Consider the following 22413-nt stretch of genomic DNA (forward strand, 5'->3'; position numbering starts at 1 on the left):
TGCATGGTTGATCTGCCAGGGACGGCCGGGGGCGCTGGTAGTGCGGGTGGCGCGGGTAGCGCGGGTAGCGCGGGTAGCGCTCGTGGCACTGGCGGGGCGCCTGGCTCAAGACTCTGTGGACAGGCGGTTGTGCGTGGCAAACCTTCCGATCGCGTAGCGCTCCAGCGGGATGCTGGTCCTGCTGGTGGCCATCAGCTCGGCCATGGTCTCACCCACTCCGGGGCTGATGGCGAAGCCTTCCCCGTTGAAGCCGAACGCATAGTGCAGCCCCGGCACCTTGGCGCTCTGGCCCATCACGGGCTGCCAGTCCGGGGTGTACCCCTCGATGCCGCTCCACACGCGGATCAGCTGCACGTTGCCGAAGGCCGGCACGAAACGTCGCAGCTCGCGCATCTGGCGCAGCACGTTGTCAGGCTGGACGTAGGCGCGCACGTGGTCGGCGTGCGCCGGGCCCTTGAGTCCACCGCCGAAGACAATGTTGCCGCGCGCGATCTGGCGAAAGTACAGCCCCTCATGCTCCACGGGTGACGACAGCCCGATGGACGGCCCGAGGGCATACGGCAGCGGCTCGGTCACGCCCATCTGGGGGCCCCGGGCCTCCAGCGGCACACGTTCGCCAAACTGCTCGGCCATATGGTGGGACCAGGCCCCACAGGCAACCAGCATCTGCGGTGCATGAAAGCGCCTGCCGTCGGCCGTGTGGGCTGTGAAGCCGCGACCATCGTGCTCCACCTGCAGGACTTCGGCGTGCTCGATGATCTGCGCCCCTGCGCGCTTCGCCGCCCGGGCAAACGCCGGTCCGGCAATGCGGGGGTTGGCGTGGCCATCTTGCGGGGAGTACGAGCCCGCCACGATCCCTGGCGCAAAGATGCCCCAGCGCCGATGCAATTGCGCCGCGGTGTACAGCTCCAGATCCAGCCCCAGCGGCTTTGCATCGTGCGCGTGCTTTTCCAGTGCGGCGGCCTGCTTTTCGGTGTAGCACACCCGCAGGTGGCCGTAGGGCACGAATTCGGCGTCCTCGCCCAGAAGTTCGCGGATGCGGCCCCACACGGCGCGGGCGCGGTTGGCCAGCGGCATCTGGTGCAGCTCGCGCCCCTGGCGGCGCACATTGCCAAAGTTGGTGCCGCTGGCCTGCCGGCCTACCAGTTCACGCTCCAACAGCGTCACCGACAGGCCGTGCTGGCGCAGGAAGAAAGCAGTGGTGGCGCCCATCAGGCCCCCACCCAGCACCAGCACGTCGGCCCCGCGGGTCGTGGTGGGGGGCGCGGTCATGCCTGCACCTCGCGCGTGTTCATCATCAGGGGCTTGACCGGGGCTTGCGAGCGCATACGGCCCACCTGCTCCACCGGAATGCCGCAGGCCTGCGCCACGATCTCTGCGGCTGCATGCCCGCAGAACCGCCCCTGGCAACGGCCCATGCCCACGCGGCTGAAGGCCTTGGCGCGGTTGAGTTCCTGGCTGTCCAGTTCGGTCACGCAGCGCCGCAATTCACCCACCGTGACGGATTCACAGCGGCACACCACGGCTGTGTCGGGCAGTGCTGCGGCCTGTGCGTGGGGCCATGGAAAGGCGTGCGCCAGGCCCTGTCTAAAGCGGTCCAGGCGTGCCAGCTGGCCGCGCAGTGCAGGCGCCTGCTGGAGGTGCGCGGCCTTACCCGCCGCATGGTGCAGGTCTGCCAGCGCAGCCAGTGCCGCAAGCCGGCCTGCGGCTTCGGCACCGTCTGCACCCAGGATGCGTGTGCCGTCGCCCGCCAGGTACACGCCCCGCGTGCTGCTGCGTCCGTCGGCATCGATGCGGGGCAGCCACTGCCGTGTGATGGGCTCGAAGTAGGAATCGCACCGTGCCAGGTCGGCCAATTGTGTCTCGGCGCGCAGATGCCAGCCCAGGCCGACGGCATCGCATTCGAAGCGGCGCTCCAGGCCCTGGTCAGTGCGCACGGTCACCGCATGCACGCCCTGCACGCTGTCGCCCTCGATGTTCAAAGGGGTCACGCCCTGCACCACCGGTACCCCGGCAGCGCGCAAGCTGCGGATGAGGCCCAGGCCCCGGAGGGCCAACAGGGGCCGGGCGAGCATGCCAGACAGCGCTTTCCATGACTTGATGGTCGGCGCGGTGTCAAGCACCGCTGCCACGCGCGCGCCGGCCTGCACATACTGAGAAGCCACCAGGTACAGCAGCGGGCCGCTGCCCAGAAAGACCACCTGCGAACCGATGGCACAGGCTTGTGCCTTCAGCGCGATCTGCGCACCGCCGAGGCTGTAGCAGCCCGCGTGTTGCCAACCGGGCACCGGCATGAGCCGGTCGGTGGCGCCTGGGCACAGCAGCAGGGCGTCGTAGGGCAAGGTGTCGGGCTCGCCCGCGCGCACCACGTGCAACTCGCCGGCGGTCACGTTCCAGGCCAGGGTGTCGGGGCGGTAGTCGATATGCGCGCGCAGGGCGGCAAAGTCTTTGTGCAGGGACCCCGCCTTGGATGCCTCGGCGCCATACAGCTTGGCGTAGGGGCGTTGGAATCCTTCGGGCTGGCGGCGGTAGATCTGGCCGCCATCGCGCTGGCCTTCGTCCACCACCGTGGGTCGCAGCCCCGCACTCACCACCGCCTGGGCTGCGCGCACGCCTGCGGGGCCTGCACCGACGATAACGATGCGCGGCGCTGCATCTGGTGCCGAGTCAGGGGAGGGGGCAGGCCGCCCAGGCGTGCGCGCAGCCAGCGTGCTCATGCAGAACCTCTGGCAGGTTCTTCGGGCGTGGCGGCCGCGCCATCAACGCCCAATGCGGCCGCAGCGGCGGCGCCATCTGCGGCGTCATCGGCGACTGTCCCGGTAATTGCCCGAGTGTGCCGTGCCAGAGACTCCCGCAGGTCGGGTGTGACCGGCCAGTATTGCGCTGGAGGGCGGGTCAGCACCACCATGCCAGCCTGCACCGGAGTAGAGCATGCACGCAGCCGCTCGCCTGCTGGCGTCCACACCCAGCAGTCCTGGCAGGCTCCCATCAGGCAAAAGCCGGCGCGGGGCCCGTCGCCAAACTCGCTGTCGCGCACCCTGCGCCCTTGGCACAGCAATGCCACCAGCAGCGTGTCGCCTTCCAAGGCCCAGCAGGGTGCGCCGTCAACAGTGAGCGGGATGGTCGAGCGGTGGGTTTCAGCCAGCCGCACAAAGCGCGCTGGTGGCATGGAGGCTGGGGCGTGCATGCGGGCCATCGGGCGGGTGTGGGGCGTCAGCGCTGATTGGGGAAGAGCCGCTCGATGGGGCAGTGCGTCTTGATAAACGGCGACTTGATGACGATGTAGCTGAAGTACTTGGCGATACCGAGGTTGCGCTCCAGCAGGTCTTCGATGATTTCCTGGTAGTGGTTCACCCCGCGGGTGACAAAGCGCAGCAGGTAGTCGTAGCCGCCGCTGACCAGATGGCATTCGAGGACTTCGTCCACTTCGCGCAAGGTCGTTTCAAACCGCGTGAAATCTTCGCGGCGGTGGTCGGCCAGCGTGATTTCGGTGAACACGGTGAGCGTATCGCCCAGCTTTTCCAGCCGCAGATGTGCGCCATAGCCTGCGATATACCCCGCCTGCTCCAGGCGCTTGACGCGGATGAGGCAAGGGCTGGGCGAGAGGCCCACGGCATCTGCCAGGTCCACATTGGTCATGCGGCCGTTTTTTTGAAGCTGCGCCAGAATGCGCAAATCCAGGCGGTCGATCTTGAAAGCTTCGTTCATCATGGTATGCAAGCGAGGAGAGAGTGCGTCGATTTTGCTCGGCGGCGGGCGGTTGAGGTCAATCTTTGAGGGCGGCGCGCACGTCGGGCGCGGCCAGCACCTCGTCCAATGTGGCGCGCACCCGCTCGAAAAGGAGTGCGAAGTCATCCCGTGTGTAAGTGAGCGCTGGCGCAAACCCCAGGATGTTGTCGCCAAAAGCCCTGAAGACAACGCCTTGGCGGTAGCTGGCGGCGGCGATGCGGTCTGGCAGCCCCAATGCTGGCGCGAAGCCGGTCTTGGTGCGTTTGTCGCTCACCAGCTCAAGGGCTCCCAGCAGGCCGAGATGGCGTGAGTCCCCGACCAGTGGGTGGTCCAGCAATGCGTCGAGCCCGTGGGCGAAGGTGCCGGCCATGCGCCGGCCATTGACCAGAATGCCGCCTTCTTCGTAGAGCCGCAGCACCTCCAGCGCCACGGCGGCGCTGACGGGGTGGGCCGAGTAGGTGGCGCCATGGCCGATAGCGGCGCCAGCGGGGGCCGCATCGGCAATAGCGGCATAGACCGTATCCGACATGAGGGTGGCGCCCATGGGTACGTAGCCGGACGTCAGGCCTTTGGCAACGGTCATGAGGTCGGGCTCCGCACCCTCGGCGTCGCACGCGAACATCGGGCCGGTGCGGCCGAACCCGGTGATGACCTCATCGACCACGAAGAGGATGCCCAGTTCGTGCGCGGTATCGCACATGGCCTTGAGCCAGCCTTTGGGCGGCACGATGACCCCGCCGGAGCCCTGGACGGGTTCGCAGAAGAAGGCCGCGACCCGGTCGGCTCCCAGCTCGGCCACCTTGGCGCGCAGCGCAGCCACCGATGCGGCAATGATGGCTGCCCCGTCTTGCGGGTCCGGCGCGCGGTAAGGGTGGGGCGAAGGGATGTAGTGCTGCGTGGCCAGCGGCAGGTCGAACCCCCGGTGGAACACCGGCAGCGCCGTCAGGCCCGCGCCGGTGGACGACGAGCCGTGGTAGCCGCGCTCCAGCGTGATGAAATGCTTCTTGTCGGGTTTGCCGATGGCGTTGCAGTACTGGACGATGAAACGCACCGCCGCGTCAATGGAATCGGACCCGCCGAGGGTGAAGTAGACATGCTGCAATGGCGCTGGTGTGATCTGCACCAGCTTTTCTGCCAGCCGGATGGCTGGCTCGCTGCTGAAGTGAAAGTAGCCCGTGGCGTAAGGCAGCTTGCGCATCTGGTCGGCGGCCGCTTGCACCACGCTCTCCTGCCCGTAGCCGACATTCACGCACCACAGGCCGGCAAAGGCGTCCAGCAGGCGATGGCCCTTGGCATCGGTCAGCCAGACGCCCTGCGCGGAGGACAGGATGGTGGGGCCCCTGTGCTCGTGGGTGCGCCATGCAGCTACCGGGTGGATCAGGTGGGCGCGGTCAATGGCATCCAGGGCGGCGATGTGGGGCAGGGCTTCGGCGTGGGTCATGGCGGCTATCCGTGAAAGCGAGGCACAAAGGGTGGTGGCAAGAGGCCTTTCCATCGACCGCTCATGACGCCAAGGTTACACGGCACTCTTGACAAGGTTGTGCTGCTTTGGTGCGTTTGTGTGCGGCAGGCTGCGGTTGTTTGGGGTTGGACGGCACATCGTTCTGCTGTGGTGCGCCGGGCAGGCCGCAGGCGGGCCATTGCGGACGGGCCGCCTCAGTAGCCGCGGCTTCGGTCCACCCGCCCAGTCATGGGTTGGCCGGCCTGGAATCGGCGCACGTTGTCGATGGTGGCGAGCGCCGCGCTGTGGGCCTGGGTCATGCTGGCGATATGGGGCGTCACCTGGACTTGTGGATGGCGCCACAGTGCATGGGCGCCAGGCAGGGGCTCGGGGTCGGTCACGTCCAGCACCGCCTCGGCCAGCTGGCCGCTGTCCAGCGCCGCGAGCAGATCGTCCGTGGCCAGTTGCGGTCCGCGGCCCGCGTGCACCAAAGACGCACCTCTGGGCATCTGGCGGAAGAGATCGGCGTTCAGAAGTCCTCGCGTGGCGTCCGTCAGCGGCAGCAGGCACACCAGGATGTCGAGGTGCGCGAGACATTGGCTCAGACCACCCGGGCCGGCAAAGCAATCCACGCCTGCCAGCGTGTGGCGGGAACGGCTCCACCCCGCACAGGCGAACCCCAGGCCCTGCAGTTGCCGCAGAACCGCCTGGCCCAGCGAGCCCAGGCCCAGCACGCCGACACGGCGCTGGTTGGCGGGGCGTACCGGCAGCGGGCGCCACACACCCTGCTGCTGCTGGCGCCGGTATTGGGGCATGTCGCGGTGCAGGTCGAGCACGGCGCGGGTCACGTACTCGACCATCCCTTGGACGATGCCGGGCTCCACCATGCGGACCACGGGCAGATGGGCGGGCAGGGCCTGCAGGTCGAATTGGTCCACCCCGGCGCCGGAAGAAAACAGTACCTCCAGCTGAGGGAACCGTTCGCCGATGCGATCGGGAGGCTCCCACGCCGCCAGAAAGCGCACGTTGGCAGGGGCGCCGATGTCGGGCCAGATGCGAAATTCGATGTCCGGCGCATGCTCGCGGAAAACTTCCGCCCACTGCTGCCCGCGGACGGGGTCTGCCTTGTAGACGAAGGTGGCCAGGGAGGGGGCGGCGGGGCCATTCATGGGCGCTATCCGGTACTGCGGTGTGTGGCGTGGCCGGGTCGGCAAGCGGCAGCCTCGGTCGGCGCAACTTGCTAGCCCACAGCCTGTGTGACCAGGGCGTAGAGCCTGGAGGCACCAGCTGGGTGCTGCAGGGGCTCGCCACGCACCATGGTGGTGGGCGCATCCACCCGCAGCAGGCCGATGCTCTCCAGCCATTCGGTCATGCCGCTGTCGAAGTCCACGTCGATGCGCGTGAAGCGGCCGGCATTCATGCCTGCCAGATGGGCGATCAGCGCCTTGGCGCCCTCTACATCGGGTGCGATCACCGGGCCGATGGCATGGCCGCGGCCGAATCGGCGCAGCATGGCAAAGCCCAGCTGTTCGCCCTCGCAGTCGAGCACCACGCAGGCTTCGGACTGCTTGAGCAGGTCGTCGATCAAGGCGGGGCGCGGCATGCCGCGCGCCTGGGCGTCCAGTCGGTGCAGCGCCTGCGACTCGTTGAGCCCCGCGGGGCGCAGGCGGCAGCCCCGTGCCAGCGCGATCAGCGGCGTCGGCAAAGCCATGCCCTGGTGCTGGCGGACTTCTCCGGTGCGCACAAAGCCCAGCCTTTCATACAGACCTCGCCCCTCGGCGGTGGCATGCAGCAGCACGGTACGGCCTTCCAGGTCCTGCAGCAGCGCGCTCATGAGGCGGTGGCCGATGCGGCGGCCCTGGTAGGCGGGGGACACGATGACCAGGCCAATGGTGGCGTGGCCATCGCCCCACAGCCAGCGCAGGGCCGTGGCGACGATGTGCCCGTCGCGCACTGCCACCATGCCCTCTGCGTGCGCGAACGTCTGCTCCCAGTCAGAGGCGCGATGGGGCCAGCGCAGTTCGGCCGACAGGGCATGCGCTGCTGGCAGATCTTCCGGTGTCATGGCGCGCAGCACAACGCCGTCGTCGGCAGTGAAAGTGCCGGGAGGCAGGGTAGTGGGGTGCGTCGAAGACATGAAAATCAACCTCGTGTCAATGGAAATTGGCGCCCATCTTGGACGACATCGCCTTTGTCTACCAGCTTGAATCGAGGTCTGCGCGCAACTTGCAAGCATCATCTGTGTAGCACCAGGGTTTTGCAATTCGCTGCGGCATATTCCACTCTTACGGGCACAAATGCTGGGGCTTACTGCCTAGCATCAGGCAACCGTCCACCGTTGCGGGGTCATCCCCCGCGTTCCCGACCATGCCTGTTTTCGACCCCCATGCCGTCGCTGTTCCCTTCGGCCATTTCATCGATGGCCGGCTTGTTTCCGACGCTCCCCGCCGGACAGTACTGCGTCCCTCCGACGGTCAGACCCACGCCGAACTGCCCGTGGCAGATACGGGCACGGTGGATGCCGCGGTCTCAAGTGCTTCGCGGGCCTGGCGCCATTCGGACTGGGCTCGCCGTGCCCCTCGGGACCGTGCCCGCGTGCTGCGGCGGTGGGCCGACCTGGTGGAGGCCGATGCGCCATTGCTGGCAACAATGGAAGCCGTGTGCTCTACCCGCCCTCTGCGCGATGCCCTGTCGTGGGACGTGCCCTTCACGGCAGAGGGGCTGCGGTTCTTCGCAGAATATGCTGACAAACTGGGTGGCGAGGTGGCCGCGACACGGCATGATCATCTGGGCATGGTGGTGGCCGAGCCCTACGGCGTGGTGGGTGCGATCACACCGTGGAATTTTCCGCTGGTGATGGTGTCCTGGAAGGTGGGGGCGGCGCTGGCAGCAGGCAATGCGGTGGTGCTCAAGCCGTCGGAGTTGACGCCATTTTCTGCGGTGCGGCTCGCGCAACTGGCGGTCGAGGCGGGCGTGCCGCCCGGGCTGTTCAATGTGGTGCAGGGCGACGGGCGTGTCACGGGGGATGCGCTGACGCGCCATCCGTTGATCGCCAAGATGACCTTCACCGGCTCGACCCGCACGGGCGCGGCGATCATGGCCACCTGCGCCCTGCAGGGCCCGAAGCCCGTGACCCTGGAGCTGGGCGGCAAAAGTCCGCAACTCGTGTTCAACGATGCGCCAGACCTTGACCGGCTGGCCAGCATCATTGCCGGCGCCATCGCGGGCAATGCGGGCCAGGTCTGCGTGGCGGGCTCGCGGCTCATCGTGCAGCGCGGCATCGGCGAAGCGCTGGTGGAGCGCATCGCAGCGCGGTTTGCCGCGCTGCGGCCCGGCGCCACCTGGGATGCCGACGCCACGCTGCCGCCCATCATCTCGTCGCCACAGGCGGCACGCATCCTCGACATCGTGGAGCGTTCACGCGACGCGGGCGGGCAGATGCGGTGTGGAGGGGGGCTTTTTGACGACGGCCCGGGCGGAGCGTATTTTCAGCCGACCATCATTGAAGGCGTGGCAGCAGATAACCCCGCGGTACGGGAGGAGATCTTCGGCCCGGTGCTCACGGTGCAGACCTTCGATGACGAAGCGGAGGGACTGGCGCTCGCCGGACACGGTCAGTACGGCTTGGCGGCGGGGGTTCATACGGCAGACCTCGGTCGCGCCCTGCGCGCAATGCGCGGTATTTCTGCCGGCACCGTCTGGGTCAACCGGTACGGGCGCAGCGCAGATTTCGTCATTCCGACCGGCGGTTACCACCAATCGGGCATCGGCAAGGACCTGGGGCGCCAGGCGGTGGAAGCCAACCTGCGTTTCAAGAGCGTGTTGATAGATTTTTCTGCGGCTCTGTAGCGGCAGTTCGTGCGTTCTCTCGGTGCGCGGGTGCACGGGGACGGTGCAGACCGCATTGCATGCTGCGGTGGTGCCGTCAAACGGGGCATTCTCGTGCTGTGTGCCCGCATTTCCCTACGAGTCGGTCGAAGCTGCATGCTTCAATTGCTCCACCCCATTTCGTAATGACACTGTCGCAAACCCCGCACAGGCAGGCGTCCCACCCCGGGCTGTGACCGCAAGACCCCAAGGACACACACCATGACTTTTCGTCCCAAGTACGTGACTTTCGACTGCTACGGCACGCTGACGAGGTTTCGCATGGGCGAAATGACGCGTGAACTGTTCGCCGACCGGATTCCGGCCGAGCGCATGGACCAGTTCATTGCCGACTTCACCGCCTATCGCTTTGACGAAGTGCTGGGTGACTGGCAGCCGTATGAGGTGGTGTTGAAGAATGCGGTGCGCCGGCTGTGCAAGAAGTGGAAGATCCAGTACCTGGACGCTGACGGACAGAAGATCTATGACGCCGTCCCCACCTGGGACGCCCATGCCGACGTCCCCGCAGGCCTGGCCAAGGTGGCCAAAGAGATTCCGCTGGTGATCCTGTCGAATGCATCCGACGATCAGATCCAGAAGAACGTCGCCATGTTGGGCGCGCCGTTCCACCGGGTGTACACCGCCCAGCAGGCCCAGGCCTACAAGCCGCGCCTCAAGGCCTTCGAGTACATGCTGGACTCGCTGGGCTGCAACCCGCAGGATGTGCTGCATGTCTCGTCCAGCCTGCGCTATGACCTCATGTCCGCCGACGACATCGGCATCGTCCACAAGGTGTTCGTCAACCGCGGCCATGGCCCGGGCAACCCCGCATACCGCTACACCGAGATTCAGGACATCGGCGGACTGCCCAGCGTGGTCGGGCTCTGAGCCATCGACCCCCGCCACCGAGCTTTTCCATCGCCGCCACGACACCCCGCCTGATATGAAGCTCGACTCCTACTGGAACGACGCCCTGCCCGTGTGGCCGACAGGGACGCGGCGCAGCCTGCCCGTCCAGGTGGATGTGGCCATCGTCGGTGCCGGATTCACGGGCTTGTCCGCAGCGCTGGAGCTGGCCCGCAAGGGGGCCACCGTGGCCGTGCTGGAAGCCGGCCCGACGGTCGCGCCGGAGGCCTCGGGCCGCAACGGAGGGCATGTCAACAACGGGCTGGCCGTCGACTACGCCGATGTTGCGGCGCGCGTGGGCGTGCAGCAGGCCCGGGCCTGGTACCACGCCTACGACGACGCCGTGGACACCGTCGCCAGGCTGGTGCGCGAGGAGTCGATCGACTGCGACTTCCTGCGCCACGGCAAGCTCAAGCTCGCCACGCGGCCCCAGCAGATGGAGGCGCTGCACCGCAGTGCGCAGCGGCTGGCGGACGATGGCGTCGACACCGACGTGGAAGTCCTCAGTGCCGCCAGCGTGCGCAGCGAGGTGCAGAGCGATCGATTCCACGGCGGGCTGCTGTACAAGCGCAGTGCGCAGATGCACATGGGCCGCTTTGCGCTCGGACTGGCGCGCGCCGCCCAGCGCAGGGGTGCCGAAATCCATACCGGCGCGCTGGTGGACCGGCTGGAGCGGGTGCAGGGGCGCACGCACAAGCTGCACACGGCCCACGGTGTGGTCAAGGCTGGTCAGGTGCTGCTGGCCACGGGCGCATCGCGCCACGGGGGCTACGGCAGCTTCGGCTGGCTGCGGCGGCGCATCGTTCCCATCGGTAGCTTCATCGTGGTGACCGAGCCCCTGGGTGCCGACCGCGCCAACGCACTGCTCGCCGCACGCCGCACCTATACGACCATTGCCAACATCCACCATTACTTCCGTCTCACCGCGGACCACCGGCTGGTCTTCGGAGGGCGCGCCCGCTTTGCGGTGTCGAGCCCTCAGTCGGACGCCGCCAGCGGCGAGATCCTGCGGGCCGGGCTGGCCGAAACCTTCCCCAGGCTGGGGCCTGTGGGGATCGACTATTGCTGGGGTGGCCTGGTGGACATGACGCGGGACCGTCTGCCCCACGCGGGTGAGCGCGACGGCCTGTTCTATTCCATGGGCTACAGCGGCCACGGCACCCAGATGTCCGTGCACATGGGCCAGTGCATGGCCGCTGTGATGGCCGGCAATGCCAGTGCCAATCCGTGGCAGGGCCGGGATTGGCCGGCCATTGCCGGCCACTTCGGCCCGCCGTGGTTTCTGCCGGCCGTGGGCCTGTACTACCGTCTGAAAGACCGGCTGACCTGAGGCCCAGGGCGACCTGCCTCCGACGAAGCTTTCCATTCGATCAACTCCCCCCGTGCTTTTCAACCAGGAGCTGCACCATGAGCGACAACCATCCACTGTTCGAGCAATTAGTCGGTTCCCGTGACAGCCTCCGCGTGATGAACGCGCTGCGACGCGGCGCCTCGCGCCGCGATGTGCTGACCATGCTGGCGGCGTGCGGCATGCAAGCCACGGTGGCCGGCAGCGTCGCCGGGCTGGCCATGACGGCGCACGCGCAGACACCCAGGCGCGGCGGTCGCATCCGTGTGGCCGGCGCGACGGCGGCGGCCACCGACACCCTGGACCCCGCCAAGCAGTCGAACCAGACCGACTACTCGCGCGGGACCATGCTGTACAACGGGCTCACGGCGCTCGATGGCTCGCTCACGCCCCAGCCCGCCCTGGCCGAGTCCTTTGCCTCGCAGGACGCCAAGACCTGGGTTTTCGCCCTGCGCAAGGGCGTGGTGTTCCACGATGGCAAGCCGCTGACGCCGGCCGACGTGGTGTTCTCCATCCAGCGCCACAAGGACCCGGCCACGGCCTCCAAGGCCAAGGTGCTGGCAGAGCAGATCGAGACAGTGCGCGCGAGCGGACCGAACGAAGTCACCATCGTGCTGTCGGCGCCGAATTCGGACCTGCCGGTCATCCTGGGGACCTTCCATTTCCACATCGTCAAGGACGGCACGACCGACTTCAATGCGGGCATCGGCACCGGCCCCTACAAGCTCAAGGAGTTCAAGCCGGGGGTGCGCTCCCTGGTGGTGCGCAACGATGCGTACTGGAAGCCCGGCAAGCCCTACCTCGACGAGATCGAGTTCGTGGGCATCGGCGACGAGAGTGCGCGGGTCAACGCGCTGCTGTCGGGCGGCATGGACCTGGTGGCCTCGATCAACCCGCGGGCGGTGGCGCGTGTGAGCGGCACGCCCGGCTACGCCGTCTTCACCACCCAGTCGGGCCAGTACTCCGACCTCATCATGCGCAAGGATGTGGGGCCGGGCATGAGCCCCGACTTCGCGCTCGGCATGAAATACCTGTTTGACCGCGAGCAGATGAAGAAGACGATCGCGCTGGACTACGCGGTGCTGGGCAACGACCAGCCCATCGACCCCACCAACCGCTTTCACTTCAAAGGCCTGCCGCAGCGCGCGTACGACCTGGACAAGGCCAAGTTCCACCTGCAGAAGTCCGGCGTGACGGGCAAGATCCCGGTGGTGGTGTCCCCTGCTGCCATGTATTCGGTCGAAATCGCGCTGCTGCTGCAGCAGTCTGCCCAGCGCGTCGGGCTCGACCTCGACATCAAGCGCATGCCGGCGGACGGCTACTGGTCCAACCACTGGCTCAACAGCCCGGTCGGGTTCGGCAACGTCAACCCCCGTCCGAGTGCGGACACCATCCTCACGCAGTTCTTCAAGTCGGATGCGGCCTGGAACGAATCGCGCTGGAAGAGCGCGCAGTTCGACCAGCTGCTGCTCGCATCGCGCGCCGAAACCGATCTGGCCAGGCGCAAGCAGATGTATGCCGACATGCAGACCATGATCCATGGCGAGGCGGGCATCGGCATTCCCCTGTTCCTGGCCAGCATCGACGGGCATTCCAGCAAGCTCAAGGGTTTGTCGCCGATTCCCTTGGGCGGGCTGATGGGCTACTCTTTCGCCGAGCACGTCTGGCTCGACGCCTGAGGCGCCGCGCCCGGCAATCGTCATCCCAGCCCTCGCATGAACCATGTGATCCTTTCGCTGTTGGCCAAGCGCCTGCTGCTCGCGATCCTGTCGCTGCTGGCGGTGTCGGTCATCGTGTTCGCGATCACGGCGGTGCTGCCGGGCGATGCCGCGCAGGAGAAGCTCGGTCAGGACGCCACGCCCGACGCACTGGCCGCGCTGCGCGCCCAGATGGGCCTTGATGTGCCCGCGCCCGCGCGCTACCTGCGTTGGCTGTGGGGCGTGGTACGGGGCGACCTGGGGCAATCGGCCACCACCCAGATGCCCGTCGGCGACCTGGTGGCCAGCAGGCTGCCCAACTCGCTGCTGCTCGCGGCAGTGACCGCACTTTTTTCCGTGCCGATCGCGCTGGCGCTGGGCATTGCATCGGCCGTGTGGCGGGGGTCCTGGCTGGACCGGATTGCCTCCAACCTGTCCGTGGCGGTGGTGTCGGTGCCTGAGTTTCTGGTGGCCACGCTGGCAGTGCTGGTGTTTGCCGTGCAGCTGCGCTGGCTGCCCGCCCTGTCGTACGTGAACGATATCGAATCCGTGGGGCAGTTGCTGCGCGCTTTTGCCATGCCGGTGCTCAGCCTGTGCTGCGTGATCGTGGCCATGATGATGCGCATGACCCGCGCGGCCGTCATCGACCAACTGCAGGCGCCTTACATCGAGATGGTGCGGCTCAAGGGCGCATCGTCGCTGCGCATGGTGATGGTCCACGCGCTGCCCAACGCGGTGGGCCCGATCGCCAATGCGGTGGCGCTGTCGCTGTCGTACCTGCTGGGCGGCGTCATCGTGATCGAGACCATCTTCAACTACCCGGGCATTGCCAAGCTGATGGTCGATGGCGTGACCCAGCGCGACATGCCGCTGGTGCAGACCTGCGCCATGATCTTCTGCACCGGCTACCTGCTGCTGGTCACGCTGGCCGATGTGTGCGGCATCGTCGCCAACCCGCGCTTGCGCCACCGCTGAAACCTGTCGAGCGAGGATCGCACCATGCAGACCTGTCCCCCCGCCGCCACGCCCGAGGCCACCGCCGACCGCCACCGCAACGGGCTGCTGCGCCGGCTGGGCAGCTTCGGCTGGGCGGGCTCGCTGGGGCTGCTGCTTCTGCTGTTCTGGCTGGTGGCCGCGCTGGCGGGCCCCTGGCTGCTGCCGCGCCATCTGGTGGACCTGCAGGCGTCAGTGGTGTACGGCCCCATCAACGCGACCCACTGGCTGGGCACCGACTACCTGGGCCGGGACATGCTCGTGCGCGTGGTGCAGGGGGCCCGCTACACCGTGGGTGTGGCGCTGGTCGCCACGCTGCTGGCCAGCGCCACGGGCACAGTGCTGGCCTTGTTGGCAGCTGCCAGCGGTACGGTAGTGGACAGCGTGCTCAGCCGCCTGCTCGATACGCTCACGTCCATCCCCAGCAAGATGTTCGCGCTGGTGCTGGTGGCCGGGTTCGGGTCCTCGGTCGGGATGCTGGTGTTCACGGCTGCGCTCATCTATGTGCCGGGCGCCTACCGCATCGCGCGGTCGCTGGCCGTCAACATCAATGAGCTCGACTATGTCACCGTGGCCCGCGCGCGGGGCGAGGGCACGCTCTACATCATGCTGCGCGAGATACTGCCCAACATCCTGGGCCCCATGCTGGCCGACCTGGGGCTGCGCTTCGTCTATGTGGTGCTGCTGCTGGCCAGCCTGAGCTTTCTGGGGCTGGGCATTCAGCCGCCCGCCGCCGACTGGGGCTCGCTGGTGCGGGAGAACATCGGCGCCCTGCCAGATGCGGGCGCGTCGGTGATCGCGCCGGCGCTGGCCATCGCCAGCCTCACCATCGCCGTCAACCTGGTGATCGACAACCTGCCCGGCCGGTCTGCCCGTTCGCGGGGAAGGTGCTGACATGGGCGCTTCTGTGGTGGTCAAGGACCTGCACATCACCGCCGGTGGCCAGACGCTGGTGGACCGGCTCAGCTTTGCCATCGAGCCGGGCGAGGTGCTGGCGCTGATCGGCGAGTCCGGCTCGGGCAAGACCACCACGGCGCTCGCCTTGATGGGCTATGCCCGGTACGGCTGCACCATCGCGGGGGGCAGCGTGCACATCGGCGATACCGATGTGCTCCACCTGTCGGCTGCAGGCCAAAAGGCGCTGCGAGGGCGCACCGTGTCGTACATCGCGCAGAGCGCCGCGGCGTCGTTCAACCCGTCGCGCACCATTCTCGACCAGGTGGTGGAGCCCACCCGCATCCACGGCACCCTGCGCCGCGGCGAGGCCGAAGCCAAGGCCGTGCAGCTTTTCAAGGAGCTGGCCCTGCCGAGCCCTGACACCATAGGCCAGCGCTATCCGCACCAGGTGTCGGGCGGCCAGCTGCAGCGCCTGATGGCCGCCATGGCACTCATCACCGACCCTGAGGTGGTCATCCTGGACGAGCCCACCACGGCGCTGGATGTGACCACCCAGATCGAGGTGCTGCGCGCGTTTCGCCGTGTGGTGCGGGAGCGGCGGACCACCGCGGTCTACGTGAGCCACGACCTGGCCGTGGTGGCGCAAATGGCCGACCACATCCTGGTGCTGCGCGGCGGGCAGACGCAGGAGGTGAACACCACGGCGCGCATCCTGCAGTCACCTGCGCACGCGTACACGCAAAGCCTGCTGGCGGCCGCCCGGCCCGCACCCCGAGTGGCCGGGCACTGCAAGGGCGAGGGCGAACTGCTGCTCGATGTGCGGGGCCTGTCGGCCGGCTACGGCCCGCTGGATGCACAGGGCCAGCCCTCCACGCTGGTGCTCAAGGACATCAGCTTCCAGCTGCACCGGGGCCAGGCCATCGGCGTGATCGGCGAGTCCGGCTCGGGCAAGACCACGCTCGCCCGTGCCATCGCAGGGCTGATGGCGCCGTGCCGGGGAAGCGTGCTGTTCCACCAGCGCGAGCTCCAGCCCGAATTGCGCGAGCGCAGCAAGGACGAACTGCGGCGCATCCAGATCGTGTTCCAGATGGCCGACACCGCCCTGAACCCGTCGCAGACCATCGAGCGCATCCTGGCGCGCCCCCTGCAGTTCTACCAAGGCTTGCACGGCGATGCGCTCAAGCACCGCATCCATGAGCTGCTCGACCTGGTGCGCCTGCCGCATTCCGTGGCGCAGCGTTTGCCGGGCGGGCTGTCGGGCGGCCAGAAGCAGCGGGTCAACCTGGCGCGCGCCCTGGCCGCCGAGCCCGATTTGATCCTGTGCGACGAGGTGACGTCGGCGCTGGACACGGTGGTGGGCGCTGCCGTGCTGGACCTGATGGCCGACCTGCGGCGCGAGCTGGGGGTGTCCTATCTGTTCATCAGCCACGACCTGCACACGGTGCGCGCCGTGTGCGACGAGATCATCGTGATGCAGCACGGCTGCAAGCTGGACCAGGTGGCCCGTGCCGACTTCGACCGGGGGCCGCACCACCCCTACTTCGAGCTGCTGGCGCGGTCGGTGCCAGAGCTGCGCCAGGGATGGCTGGACCAGCAGGATACCGCACGCGGCGCGGGGGTGGCCCCTGGATGACAGCCCCCGGGGGCTGCCGCGGGGCCGCGAATGCCGGCGTCCGGCGATCGCCCGCGTGCTCCTGTTTTTATAGCTGTTCGCGTTCTACACACCAGCGGCAGGGGCCAATTTCATTCCAATGGGTGATCTGGTGACAGTCCCGGGATGCCGGCAATGGCTCGTTCCAGACCTTCCACCCGCTTGCCCCGACCGCACGTCGGCCCAACCTGAGTGGGCTCTATCGGGGGTGGCGTGCGCCATTCTGGCGAGGTCGTGCAGTTCGGTGGCGCCAAGGATCGGGCTGTCGATGCGAGGGGCGGTATTGGCCGGCTGGAGGACTCGACCCTCTGCAGGCCCGCTACGTTTCGAGCCCCGACAGACCGACCCTGGGCCCGCTGGCTGCGCTGCGGCAACCTGGGCAACGACCGATTCCGATGGCGCTGCCGGAGCGCAGCCTACGGCCGGCTGCCGGCGGTACCCGCAGCAGCCACCGACTGCGCTTTCTGCCGGCACGGCGTGAACATGTCCAGGTCCTGGTTGTAGGCACCCGTTTTCACATCCATCAGGCCCAGCACCGAGTGGAAGTAGTTGTCGTGCGTGATGCGCCGCTGCGCCAGGTCCTGCTGCAGGCAGCCTGTGGGCAGGCTGGTGCGGGACTGCATGGCAGGCGACAGCCAGGTCACCCAGGGCACATGCTTTTGCACATCGGGCGCGATGGCGTAGGGCAGGCCGTGCAGGTAGATATTGTTCTCGCCCAGCGATTCCCCATGGTCTGCTACGTAAATCATAGCTGCTTGCGCTTTCCCGGAGCGCGCTGACAGCCATTTCAGCACCGAGTCGAGGAACACATCCGTCTCGCGGATGCTGTTGTCGTAGGCGTTCACCACCTGCTGGCGTTCGCATTCCTGCAGCGCGGTCGACGTGCACTCGGGCATGAACTTCTTGAGCTCGGGCGACGAGCGCTTGGAGTACGCGGGGCCGTGGCTGCCCAACTGGTGCAGCACCACCACCGTGCCGCGTTGGCGCTGCTCTGCAGGCAGCGCAGCGATGTGCGCGTCCAGGTCCTGGAGCATGATGCGGTCCAGGCATTCGCCGCGGGTTGCGCACAGTGTGGTGTCTTTCAGGGACGAGGTATTGATGTCGTTGCTCACCCGGTCGCACACACCCTTGCAGCCCGACTGGTTGTCCACCCACAGCACGGCCAGGCCGGCATGGTGCAGCACGTCGATCAGGCTCTCGAAATTGGCGGCGCGCGCCTCGTAGCCGGTGCGCCCCAGGTGCGAGAACATGCACGGCACGGAGGCTGCGGTGCTGGTGCCGCAGGACCAGGCGTTGCGCGCGCTGACCAGGTCGGTGCGCGCCGACAGCAGCGGGGTGGTGTCGCGCTCGTAGCCGTTGAGCCCGAAGTTGCCGCTGCGGCCGGTTTCGCCCAGCACCAGCACCAGCAGGGGCGGTGCTTTCTGGCCCACGTAGCTCGCACCCAGCTGCGCATCGCGGCCCAGCGGCAGCAGCTTGCTGCCGTCGATGCGCAAGGGCCGGGTGGCGATGTTGCCCAGCGCATACACGGTGTTGAGCGGGTTGATGAGGTAGCGCAGCTTGGTGTGGTTGCGCATGGTGGAGGCAAAGTCCTGGAACACCATCAGCAGGCACACCACGATGACGGCGATGGCACCCAGCAGCAGCGCGCCGTTGTGCGCCACCTGCCGCACCGTGCTCAAGCGCCGCACCGGCGTGCGGTACAGCCACACCAGGGGCGGCGCCAGCAGCGCGAACACGGTGCCGGCCATGCGCCAGCTGAGCAGGTCGGCGGCCTCATGGGCGTCGGTCTGCAGCACGTTGACAAGCATGCTCGCGTCGATGGTGATGCCGTAGGCCAGCATGAAATACGCGCCGAAGGCCGCCATGACCACCAGCACCGCAGCGGCGGGTTTGAGCGTGAGGCGCCACGCCAGCAGGCTGAGCAGCGCTGCATTGCCCGCCGCCACGATGACGAAGAATGCCGCCGCAAACAACCAGCCGCGCAGGCTGCCATGCCCGGGCAACTGGGCCACCTCGCGCCACAGCGGCACATTGCACGCCGCGGCCAGCCAGACGCTGATGAACACCACCACCCAGGCAGGGTGCAAGGCACGGGGCGCGGCGGCAGCGCCAGACCGGGGGGCAACGCCCACGGCCGCGGGGGAGAGCAGCAGGCGCTGCAGGATCAAAGGCATGGGCGCACTGTGGCGCCCGAGACTTAAGGCCGCATTAACGTGGAATGAGCTGCAAGTGAGCGGCGTGGTGCTTCAGGTGGTCGGCCATGAAGGTCTGGATGAAGTAGTAGCCGTGGTCGTAGCCGGCGTGCTGGCGCAAGGTCAGCGGCTGGCCGATGGCCTGGCAGGCGGCGTCGAACAGGTGGGGGTGCAGCTGCGTGGCCAAGAATTTATCGGCCAGCCCCTGGTCGATGAGAATGCCCGCGGGGTAGGGCGCCACCGGCTGGTGCTGCATCAGCACGGTGGCATCGTGCTCGATCCAGCCCGTGCGGTCCGCGCCCAGGTACCCGGCGAAGGCCTTTTCGCCCCAGGGGCACTGCGTGGGCGCGCAGATGGGCGCGAACGCCGACAGGCTCTTGAACCGCCCCGGATGGCGCAGGGCCAGCGTCAGCGCGCCATGCCCGCCCATCGAATGGCCGAAGACGCCCAGCCGTTCGCCGTCCACCGGCAACTGCGCCAGCACCTGGGGCAGCAGTTCCTTCATCAGATAGCTTTCCATGCGCCAGTGGCGTGCCCAGGGCTCTGCGGTGGCGTCGAGGTAGAAGCCCGCACCCACGCCAAAGTCCCAGCTCTCCGCCTCGCCCGGCACGTTGGCGCCACGCGGGCTGGTGTCGGGAGCGATCAACGCCAGCCCCAGCTCGGCCGCCAGGCGCTGCGCACCGGCCTTGACCATGAAGGTCTCTTCGGTACAGGTCAGCCCCGCCAGGTACAGCAGGGCTGGCACGGGCCCCTGCTGCGCCGCAGGCGGCAGGAATACCGAGAACTTCATCGGCAGACCGATCTCGGTGGAGGCGTGCTGGTAGAAGTGCTGCTCGCCGCCAAAGCAGGCATGGCTGCTGAGCAGTTCCAGGGAGGTTGTCATGGTTTTGCTCTCAAAAATATAGCTGGATGCGCTTGATAGGCAAGCGGTAGGGGCTGTTTTTATCTGAAATCAGGCCGCTGCACAGTCAAAAACGAGAACCCCGGTCACGCTGAGCCTTGTCGATGCGTAGCGCGAGGCTTCGACAGGCTCAGCCCGAACGGGTTGCGGGCTCGTCAGGCCACACGGCGAGGCGTCGCCAAGCTCGACCCGAAAGGGCGGAGGAAGGCGTCCGCGCATCGTTGCACGCGTGCTGGCATGCCAGCTGGGGCATGTGCACTAAGACCGACGCCCGGCACCTGCTTCCGCCACCCCCTTGTTCACCCGATCGATCAGGCAGCGTACTTGACCACCGAGCGGATCGACTTGCCTTCATGCATCAAGTCGAACGCTTCGTTGATGTCCTTGAGGCCCATCGTGTGCGTCACGAACGGCTCCAGCTGGATCTTGCCGGCCATGGCGTCTTCCACCATGCCGGGCAGCTCGCTGCGGCCCTTCACGCCGCCAAACGCCGTGCCCATCCACTTGCGGCCCGTGACCAACTGGAAGGGGCGGGTGGAAATCTCCTGCCCCGCACCCGCCACGCCGATGATCACCGACTGGCCCCAGCCGCGGTGCGCGCATTCCAGTGCCGCACGCATCACGTTCACGTTGCCGATGCACTCGAAGCTGTGGTCCACGCCCCAGGTCGTCATCTCCACGATCACCTGCTGGATCGGTTTGTCGTGGTCCTTGGGGTTGATGCAGTCCGTGGCGCCGAAGGTGCGGGCCAGGTCGAACTTGGAGGGGTTCGTGTCCACGGCGATGATGCGGCCCGCTTTGGCCAGCTTGGCGCCCTGGATCACCGCCAGGCCGATGCCGCCCAGGCCGAACACGGCCACCGTGTCGCCCTCCTGCACCTTGGCCGTGTTCTTCACCGCGCCCAGGCCGGTGGTCACGCCGCAGCCCAGCAGGCACACCTGCTCGGGGTTGGCCTTGGGGTTGATCTTGGCCAGCGACACCTCGGCCACCACCGTGTACTCGCTGAAGGTCGAGCAGCCCATGTAGTGGTAGATCGGCTGGCCGTTGTAGCTGAAACGCGTGGTGCCGTCGGGCATCACGCCTTTGCCCTGCGTGGCGCGCACCGACACGCACAGGTTGGTCTTGCCGCTCTTGCAGAACAGGCACTCGCCGCATTCGGCGGTGTACAGCGGGATCACATGGTCGCCGGGCTTCACGCTGGTCACGCCTTCGCCCACCTCCACCACAATGCCCGCGCCCTCATGGCCCAGCACCACGGGGAACAGGCCTTCAGGGTCGTCGCCGCTCAGGGTGAACGCATCGGTGTGGCACACACCGGTGTCGGTGATGCGGATCAGCACCTCGCCCTTTTTCGGCGGTGCCACGTCGATCTCGACGATCTGCAGGGGTTCTCCGGCCTTGAAGGCCACGGCGGCTTTGGATTTGATGGTCATGGTCTGTGGGAATGGGTTGGCAGAGGGGAGGGGCGCCAAAGGCTCTGTGGCCTTGTGGCGTGCGTTGACGTCGTGACTGTAGGCCATGTGCGCCGTGCCCAGAAACCCATGGCCGCAGACCTTGGGGGTATGGCCGAATACCACTGTTCATGGCTTTGGCGGACATGGGCTCTCGTATAGTTCATCGCCTCTTTGCACCCACCCGTTCAATGGATCACCACCACCATTCCCATCCCCATCACCACCCCGCCGGACAACCCCATCGCATCGACCTCGTCGTCTACCCCGGCTTCAAGGCGCTGGAGGCCGTCGGCCCCATGTCCGTGTTCGACTACGCCAACGTGCACCTGCGCCAGCACGGCCGGCCCGATGGCTACGTGGTGCGGGTGGTGGCGGCACAGGCCGGCGCCGTGCAGTCCGACACCCTGATGGCCCTCACGGCCACGCACACCCTGGCCGAGCTGGAACAGCAGCAGGGGCATGGTGACGGCCCCGGCTGTACCGTGGTGCTGGTCGGCTCCCGCAACATCGAGCAGGTGCTCGCGGCCTCGCCCGACCTGGTGGCCTGGGCCGCCCGCGTCGCGCCGCGCGTGGACCGCATGATCGCCCTGTGCTCGGGCAGCTTCTTCCTGGCCGCGGCCGGTTTGCTCGACGGCCGCCGCGCCGCCACCCACTGGAGCGTGGCCGCCCTGCTGCGCCAGCGCTACCCCGCCATCGATGTGGACCCCGACGCCATCTATGTGCGCGACGGCCCGCTATGGACGTCGGCGGGCGTCACGGCGGGCATCGATCTGGCCCTGGCTTTGGTGGAAGAAGATTTTGGCCACGCCCTGGCGCTGGAGGTGGCACGGGACCTCGTCATGTACCTGAAGCGCCCCGGCGGGCAGTCCCAGTTCAGCGTGCAACTGGCCAGCCAGGGCACCGCCCATCGGGATATCCAGGCCGTGCAGACCTGGGTACTGAACAACCTGGCAGAGCCCATGCCCCTGGCTGCGCTGGCGGCGCGCGCGGCCATGAGCGAGCGGCACTTTCGGCGGGTGTTCGTGCAGGAGACGGGGCAGACGCCCTCGGCGTTTGTGGATGCGGCGCGGTTGGAGGGCGCGCGGCGGTTGCTGGAGTCAACCTCCCAGCCGCAGGCCGCGCTACCGCTCAAGACCGTGGCCGCGCGTGTGGGCATGGGGTCGGAGCAGGCGCTGCGGCAGTTGTTTGTGCGGCACCTGGGGATCACGCCGCAGGCGTATCGGGAGAGGTTTGGGGGGCCGGGGAGGAGATGATCAATATCTTGAAATCTCCACACCCTAAAATCGCATTTGACGCTGCGAAGAGTTATTTTGTTATAAATCTGCTTTTGATAATTT

17 protein-coding genes and 1 pseudogene are annotated in these 22413 nt (G+C 67.4%); 8 read left to right on the plus strand and 10 right to left on the minus strand.

The features are described 5' to 3' along the window. Window positions 1–105 precede the first annotated feature (105 nt). From ACIGHN_RS07945 to ACIGHN_RS07975, 7 genes and pseudogenes are all read right to left on the minus strand, one after another. Window positions 106–1272, minus strand: coding sequence for an NAD(P)/FAD-dependent oxidoreductase (locus tag ACIGHN_RS07945; RefSeq protein WP_396503950.1), 1167 nt, complete (start codon window positions 1270–1272; stop codon window positions 106–108). After that, window positions 1269–2717: an FAD-dependent oxidoreductase gene (locus ACIGHN_RS07950; RefSeq protein ID WP_396503951.1), complete on the minus strand. Its 1449-nt coding sequence runs from the start codon at window positions 2715–2717 to the stop codon at window positions 1269–1271. Before ACIGHN_RS07950 ends, ACIGHN_RS07945 begins: the two co-directional genes overlap by 4 nt. 116 nt (window positions 2718–2833) lie before the next feature. Beyond that, window positions 2834–3187 (minus strand): annotated as a pseudogene (locus tag ACIGHN_RS07955) ((2Fe-2S)-binding protein); the annotation flags it as partial. 26 nt (window positions 3188–3213) lie between these two features. Next, a complete protein-coding gene (locus ACIGHN_RS07960; protein WP_056419236.1) occupies window positions 3214–3708 on the minus strand; it encodes an Lrp/AsnC family transcriptional regulator in 495 nt (164 codons plus the stop codon). A 58-nt stretch (window positions 3709–3766) separates the two neighbouring features. Continuing rightward, the gene (locus tag ACIGHN_RS07965) at window positions 3767–5170 is read right to left on the minus strand and encodes an aminotransferase class III-fold pyridoxal phosphate-dependent enzyme (RefSeq protein WP_396503952.1); all 1404 of its coding nucleotides are present in this window, start codon (window positions 5168–5170) and stop codon (window positions 3767–3769) included. 215 nt (window positions 5171–5385) lie between these two features. Continuing rightward, a complete protein-coding gene (locus ACIGHN_RS07970) occupies window positions 5386–6339 on the minus strand; it encodes a 2-hydroxyacid dehydrogenase (protein WP_396503953.1) in 954 nt (317 codons plus the stop codon). Between the two features lie 71 nt (window positions 6340–6410). Further along, window positions 6411–7307: a GNAT family N-acetyltransferase gene (locus ACIGHN_RS07975; RefSeq protein ID WP_396503954.1), complete on the minus strand. Its 897-nt coding sequence runs from the start codon at window positions 7305–7307 to the stop codon at window positions 6411–6413. A gap of 230 nt (window positions 7308–7537) precedes the next feature. Between ACIGHN_RS07975 and ACIGHN_RS07980 the strand changes: the two genes are divergently transcribed. The 7 genes from ACIGHN_RS07980 (at window position 7538) to ACIGHN_RS08010 (ending at window position 16511) form a co-directional block, all read left to right on the plus strand. Then, the gene (locus tag ACIGHN_RS07980; RefSeq protein WP_396503955.1) at window positions 7538–9019 is read left to right on the plus strand and encodes an aldehyde dehydrogenase family protein; all 1482 of its coding nucleotides are present in this window, start codon (window positions 7538–7540) and stop codon (window positions 9017–9019) included. Window positions 9020–9259: 240 nt separating this feature from the next. Next, window positions 9260–9925: a haloacid dehalogenase type II gene (locus tag ACIGHN_RS07985; RefSeq protein ID WP_056419054.1), complete on the plus strand. Its 666-nt coding sequence runs from the start codon at window positions 9260–9262 to the stop codon at window positions 9923–9925. 55 nt (window positions 9926–9980) lie between these two features. After that, window positions 9981–11273, plus strand: coding sequence for an NAD(P)/FAD-dependent oxidoreductase (locus tag ACIGHN_RS07990; protein WP_396503956.1), 1293 nt, complete (start codon window positions 9981–9983; stop codon window positions 11271–11273). 77 nt (window positions 11274–11350) lie between these two features. Continuing rightward, window positions 11351–12970 (plus strand): ABC transporter substrate-binding protein, encoded by a 1620-nt coding sequence (locus tag ACIGHN_RS07995; RefSeq protein WP_396503957.1) that lies wholly within the window; start codon window positions 11351–11353, stop codon window positions 12968–12970. Between the two features lie 36 nt (window positions 12971–13006). After that, window positions 13007–13963 (plus strand): ABC transporter permease, encoded by a 957-nt coding sequence (locus ACIGHN_RS08000; RefSeq protein ID WP_396503958.1) that lies wholly within the window; start codon window positions 13007–13009, stop codon window positions 13961–13963. 24 nt (window positions 13964–13987) lie between these two features. Beyond that, window positions 13988–14875, plus strand: a complete 888-nt coding sequence (locus ACIGHN_RS08005; RefSeq protein ID WP_396503959.1) for an ABC transporter permease — start codon at window positions 13988–13990, stop codon at window positions 14873–14875. Window position 14876: 1 nt separating this feature from the next. Next, entirely contained in the window at window positions 14877–16511 is a 1635-nt protein-coding gene (locus ACIGHN_RS08010) for an ABC transporter ATP-binding protein (protein ID WP_396503960.1), read from the plus strand. Between the two features lie 434 nt (window positions 16512–16945). Here ACIGHN_RS08010 and ACIGHN_RS08015 read toward each other — a convergent pair whose 3' ends face one another. From ACIGHN_RS08015 to ACIGHN_RS08025, 3 genes are all read right to left on the minus strand, one after another. Continuing rightward, on the minus strand, window positions 16946–18703 hold the full coding sequence (locus ACIGHN_RS08015; protein ID WP_396503961.1) for a phosphoethanolamine transferase: 1758 nt from the start codon (window positions 18701–18703) through the stop codon (window positions 16946–16948). Between the two features lie 34 nt (window positions 18704–18737). Continuing rightward, complete coding sequence (gene fghA / locus ACIGHN_RS08020; RefSeq protein ID WP_396503962.1) at window positions 18738–19604, minus strand: S-formylglutathione hydrolase; 867 nt, start codon at window positions 19602–19604, stop codon at window positions 18738–18740. Between the two features lie 329 nt (window positions 19605–19933). Continuing rightward, the gene (locus ACIGHN_RS08025; protein ID WP_396504136.1) at window positions 19934–21049 is read right to left on the minus strand and encodes an S-(hydroxymethyl)glutathione dehydrogenase/class III alcohol dehydrogenase; all 1116 of its coding nucleotides are present in this window, start codon (window positions 21047–21049) and stop codon (window positions 19934–19936) included. 215 nt (window positions 21050–21264) lie between these two features. Between ACIGHN_RS08025 and ACIGHN_RS08030 the strand changes: the two genes are divergently transcribed. Further along, window positions 21265–22329, plus strand: a complete 1065-nt coding sequence (locus ACIGHN_RS08030) for a GlxA family transcriptional regulator (protein WP_396503963.1) — start codon at window positions 21265–21267, stop codon at window positions 22327–22329. Window positions 22330–22413: the final 84 nt, after the last annotated feature.

This window comes from Acidovorax sp. NPDC077693, assembly GCF_044542805.1.
GTDB lineage: Bacteria > Pseudomonadota > Gammaproteobacteria > Burkholderiales > Burkholderiaceae_C > Acidovorax.